The organism is Castellaniella sp., from assembly GCF_034007085.1.
In the GTDB taxonomy this organism is placed as follows: domain Bacteria; phylum Pseudomonadota; class Gammaproteobacteria; order Burkholderiales; family Burkholderiaceae_B; genus Castellaniella.
On the sequence record NZ_JAVERO010000137.1, the window covers coordinates 1 to 5211 of the forward strand.

Consider the following 5211-nt stretch of genomic DNA (forward strand, 5'->3'; position numbering starts at 1 on the left):
GCGCTGGCTCATGCCGCCCGACAGCTGATGCGGATAGGCACGCAGGCGCGATTCCGGATCGGGGATGCCGACCTGTTCCAGCAGTTCGATCACCCGGGTTCGCAGCGCACGCCGCGAACCGCCGCCATGGGCGCGCAAGGCCTCGGCAATCTGGTATTCGACCGTGTAACAGGGGTTCAGGCTGGTCATCGGATCCTGGAAGATCATCGAGACCTCGGACCCGATCAGCGAACGGCGCTGCTTTTCTGGCATGCGCAGCAGATCCCGGCCATCGAAACGCAGGGCGTCGGCATGAACCCGTCCGGGAAAGTCGATCAGCCCCATCAAGGCCAGGGAACTGACGGATTTCCCTGAACCCGATTCCCCCACCAGGCCGACGACCTCGCCGGCCTGGACAGCATAGCTGATCCGATCCACGGCCTTGAAAGGTTCGGCCTCGTCACCGAAATGGACGGATAGATTCTGGATTTCGAGCATGGTCACACTTTCAGGCGCGGATCAAGGGCGTCGCGCAGGCCATCGCCCATCAGATTGAAGGCCAGCACAGCCAACAGAATGGCCAGGCCGGGAAAAGTCACGACCCACCAGGCGCTCTGCGCGAACTGGAGCACATTGGCCAGCATGGTGCCCCATTCCGGGGTGGGCGGCTGGGCCCCCATGCCCAGGAACCCCAGTGCAGCCATGTCCAGGATGGCATTGGAAAACCCCAGGGATGCCTGCACGATCAGCGGCGCCAGGCAATTGGGCAGAATGTTGATGAACATCTGCCGCCAGGCGCCTGCCCCCACCACGCGCGAAGCGATCACGTAATCACAGGTCATTTCACGCAGCACCGCCGCCCGCGTCAGCCGGACATAGTGCGGCAGCGCCACGAAACTGAGTGCCAGGGATGCATTGACGATCGATGGTCCGAAAATCGCCACCAGCACCAGCGCCATCAGCAGGCTGGGCAGCGCCAGCATGATGTCCACCAGACGCATGATGGTGATATCGACGATCCCGCCCATGTAGCCGGCGATGACGCCAAAAAAGATCCCCAGCGCCAGAGACACGCTGACCACCAGGAATCCCACCAGCAGCGACAGTCGCGCGCCATGGATCAGGCGCGACAGGATGTCCCGGCCCACGTCATCGGTGCCCAGGACGAAACGCCAGGATCCGCCATCCAGCCAGGCAGGCGGTTGCAGCAAGGCATCGCGATACTGCGTGGAAGGATCGTGCGGCGCGATCACACCGGCGAAAATCGCGATCAGCAGCATGGCTGCGATGTAATACAGGCCGATCAAAGCCCCTCGATTGCGGCGGAAATCCTGCCAGAAGGACTTGAACGGCCCTGGCGGCGCCGGGACGGCGGCGGTTGCGGTGGTAGACATGTCAGTTTCTCCCCCGGCGATGGCGGATGCGCGGATCGGCCAGCCCGTACAGGATATCGACGCACATATTGACGATGATGATCAGGGTGGCAACCATCAGCACGCCCCCCTGGACGACAGGATAGTCGCGCTGTTCCAGGCCGTAGATCAGCCAGCGGCCGACCCCGGGCCAGGAAAAGATGGTCTCGGTCAGGATCGCCCCGACCATCAGCACGCCCACCTGCAGTCCGATCACCGTCAGGACCGGCAACAGCGCATTGCGCAACGCATGCACCACGACCACCCGCAGGCGTGACAACCCCTTGGCCCGCGCGGTGCGGATGTAGTCCTCGTTCAGCACTTCCAGCATCGAGGAGCGCGTCATGCGCACGATGACGGCCAGCGGAATCGTCGCCAGGACGAAGGCCGGCAGCAGGATATGATGCAGGGCGTCCAGGAAATTGCCTTCATCGCCGAACAACAGGGTGTCGATCAGCATGAAACCAGTCAGGGGTTGATCGGGGTCCAGGAACACGGCGGCGCTGACGCGCCCGGACACTGGCATCAGGTCCAGTTGCACGGACACCAGCATGATCAGCATCAGGCCCCACCAGAACACCGGCATGGAATAGCCGGTCAGGGCCGCCGTGATGGCGGCATGATCAAAGAAAGAGCCGCGCTTGACGGCGGCCAGCACCCCGACCGGGATGCCGATCAGCAGCGCAATCACCATGGCCACGATACTGAGTTCCAGCGTCGCCTGGAAACGCGGCACGAATTCCGACCAGATCGGTTCGCGGGTGGTCAGCGATGTGCCCAGGTCGCCGTGCAGCACGCCCCAGACATAATGGCCATACTGCGTCCACAGCGGCTGGTCCAGGCCCAGCTGGGCCATCATGGCTGCATGACGCTCGGGCGACAGGCCGCGCTCGCCCGCCATGATCATCACCGGGTCGCCGGGGATGAGATGGATGAACGCAAAAGTCAGCAGCGTGATGCCGATGAATGTCGGGATGGCCAGCCCGACGCGTTTGAGGATGAAGGAAAGCATGGCACGTACGCGTCCTTCCGGCAAGGGAAGGATCGGATGAGGAAAGACGATCCGCGCCATGGCGAGCCCGCTCTGCGGGTGCCGGGGCGCGGATCGCGCGGGTTCAGCAGCGGCTTACTTGCCGAGGCTGACGCGGTCAAAAATGTGACGGCCCACGGGCGACACCGTATAGCCCTTGACCTCCTTGCGCAGCGGTTCGAATACCGTGGAATGCGCGATCATGACGGCCGGTGCCTGTTCATGCATCACGACCTGGGCCTGCTTGTAGAGTTCGACGCGCTTGGCGTGGTCAGACGTGGTGCGGGCCGGCTGGATCAGGTCTTCGAATGGCTGATAGCACCAGCGGGAATAGTTGGAACCATCCTTGGCCGCCGCGCAGCTGAACAGGGTCGCCAGGAAATTGTCCGGATCGCCGTTGTCCCCCGTCCAGCCGATCAGCATGGTCTGGTGTTCGCCGGCCTTGGAACGCTTCAGGTATTCGCCCCATTCGTAGGTGACGATCTTGGCCTTGACACCGATCTTGGCCCAGTCGGCCTGGATCATCTCGGCCATGCGCCGTGCGTTCGGATTGTAGGGCCGCTGCACCGGCATGGCCCACAGATCGGTTTCAAAACCGTCCGGGTAGCCGGCCTCGGCCAGCAGCGCCTTGGCCTTGGTCACATCGTGCGGCCAGTCCTGGATCTCGTCGTTATAGCTCCACATGGTCGGCGGCAGCAGGTTCTTGGCCGGTTGGCCCGCGCCCTGGAACACGGCAGCGATGATGGCAGGCTTGTCGATGGCCATGGACAGGGCCTGACGCACACGCACGTCGGTGAAGGGTTTCTTTTCCGTGTTGAACGACAGATAGCCAACGTTCAGGCCGGCCTGTTCCAGCAACTGGACATCCGAATTCTGGCGCATCGAATCCAGATCGGCCGGATTCGGATACGGCATGGACTGGCATTCGTTCTTTTGCAGCTTGGCGTAGCGCACCGAAGCATCGGGCGTGATGGCGAAGACCAGGCGATCGACCTTGGGCTGGTCGCCCCAGTAGGACTTGAACGCCTTGTACAGGATGCGCGCGTCCTTTTGGTAGGTGACGAATTCAAAGGGCCCGGTGCCGATGGGATCGGTATCGACCTTGGTGGGCGTGCCGGCCTTGAGCATGGCGTCGGCATATTCCGCCGACTGGATCGAGGCGAAATCCATGCCCAAGTTGGCGATGAACGGCGCTTCGGGGCGGTGCAGGACAAAACGGACGGTATGGTCGTCGACCTTTTCGATGCGGTCGATGAGATCGCCCATGCCCATGCCGTCGAAATACTGGTACGAACCGTTCGAGACCTTGTGGTAGGGATGATCGGCGTTTTTCTGGCGCTGGAACGAAAACAGCACGTCATCGGCATTGAAATCGCGCGTCGGCTTGAACAGCTTGCTGGAATGGAACTTCACGCCCTTGCGCAGGTGGAAGGTATAGACCTTGCCGTCTTCGCTGATGTCCCAGGATTCGGCCAGGCCCGGCACGATCTCGGTGGAACCGGCCTCGAATTCGACCAGGCGGTCGAAGACCGGATGGGTCGCATCATTGGTCGTGCCCGATGTGAAGAAAGCGGCGTTGAAGCCTTCGGGCGAACCTTCGGAACAGTAAACGTACGTAGTGGCGGCCTGCGCGCTCGCCATCGCCATGGACACCAGGGCCAGGCCCAGCGTTCGCTTGAAGATCTTGTTCATCGTTACCTCTTTGAGTGGGGCCATGAATGGTGGGCGGGCTGGATGCCGAGCCCGCTGCCGGTAGTGCCGGAAATGCTTCGAAACATAGCATGAAACACCACGCCGACTCTAGTGCGGAGGCATCCTGAATTACCCGCATAATGATTCACGCAATTTTTGCAATCAGGGCATCAGGCCCGCCAGGCCGCCGAACTGCGCCACGAACTCGGCCGGCGACATCGTTTGGCCGTTGACCGTGACCTGCCCGTCGGCATAGCGATAGTCGGCGGTCACGGCATCCCCCTGGCGCCGTGCCAGCCCCTGCCGTTCCAGCCTGCCGGCATACTGATCGAACAGCATGCTGACCAGCGCCACCGCCATGTCGGCACTGCCGTCTTCCTGCTGCGCCTGGCGCACGACCTGCAACACCATGGGCTTGGACAGACTCAATTGCGCGGACAACTGACGGATGGCGCTTTCGATGAATCCCCCCAGATCCTGGGGCGCTTCGTCAGGCGCTGGATGAAATTCCGCCAGGGCCTTGAGTTCGCTCGTCCCCTGCGGGGTTTCCCAGCGCAGGCCATCGAGCGCCAGCCGCGGGCCGGCGGCCAGCACAGGCGCGGCCAGTTCGCGCAGCCGCTGCGCATCCGCATCCGACAGGCCCTCGTCGGGATCGCGGTCCCCACCCATGCGTTCCAACGCCCCGGCCAGGGCCTGCACAGCCGGCACATCCAGATGTTCGGCCGACAGCGACACCGTGATCCGCCCCATGTCCTGGCGATCGATCTGCAGCTGCCCCAGGTCATAGACCAGCCGGCTGTCCAGCAGGCTGCCGGTGCGCGCCGCATCCGAACGCAGCGACGGGCCGACCAATACGACGGGCGGCGCATCGGACACATCGATCTGGACCTGGCCGAACCGCGCCTGCTGCTGCGACTGCAGATCGGACTCGCCGCTCTGGGTGGTCGCCCCATCGAAATCCAGGCCCTCGAAGCGCACCCGGACGCCGGAATCGGCATCGAACGCGGCCAGTCGATCGATGTGCCCGGACACCGCTGTCCGGCGCGCCTCGGGGGCGTAGTCGATTCGTACCTCACCGCCGCTGAAATCCAGACGATC

The 5211-nt window shown here is 63.2% G+C and carries 5 protein-coding genes; all 5 read right to left on the reverse strand.

What is annotated here, in order from left to right; translation table 11 throughout:
* Nucleotides 1-477 (reverse strand): ATP-binding cassette domain-containing protein (locus tag RBR29_RS10285; RefSeq protein WP_320349048.1); only part of this gene is annotated, 477 nt, incomplete at its 3' end.
* Nucleotides 478-479: 2 nt separating this feature from the next.
* Entirely contained in the window at nucleotides 480-1373 is an 894-nt protein-coding gene (gene dppC, locus RBR29_RS10290; RefSeq protein WP_320349049.1) for a dipeptide ABC transporter permease DppC, read from the reverse strand.
* Between the two features lies 1 nt (nucleotide 1374).
* The gene (dppB, locus tag RBR29_RS10295; RefSeq protein ID WP_320349050.1) at nucleotides 1375-2403 is read right to left on the reverse strand and encodes a dipeptide ABC transporter permease DppB; all 1029 of its coding nucleotides are present in this window, start codon (nucleotides 2401-2403) and stop codon (nucleotides 1375-1377) included.
* Between the two features lie 114 nt (nucleotides 2404-2517).
* Entirely contained in the window at nucleotides 2518-4113 is a 1596-nt protein-coding gene (locus RBR29_RS10300) for an ABC transporter substrate-binding protein (RefSeq protein WP_320349052.1), read from the reverse strand.
* 162 nt (nucleotides 4114-4275) lie between these two features.
* On the reverse strand, nucleotides 4276-5211 hold a 936-nt coding region (locus tag RBR29_RS10305; RefSeq protein WP_320349053.1), incomplete at its 5' end, for a YdgA family protein.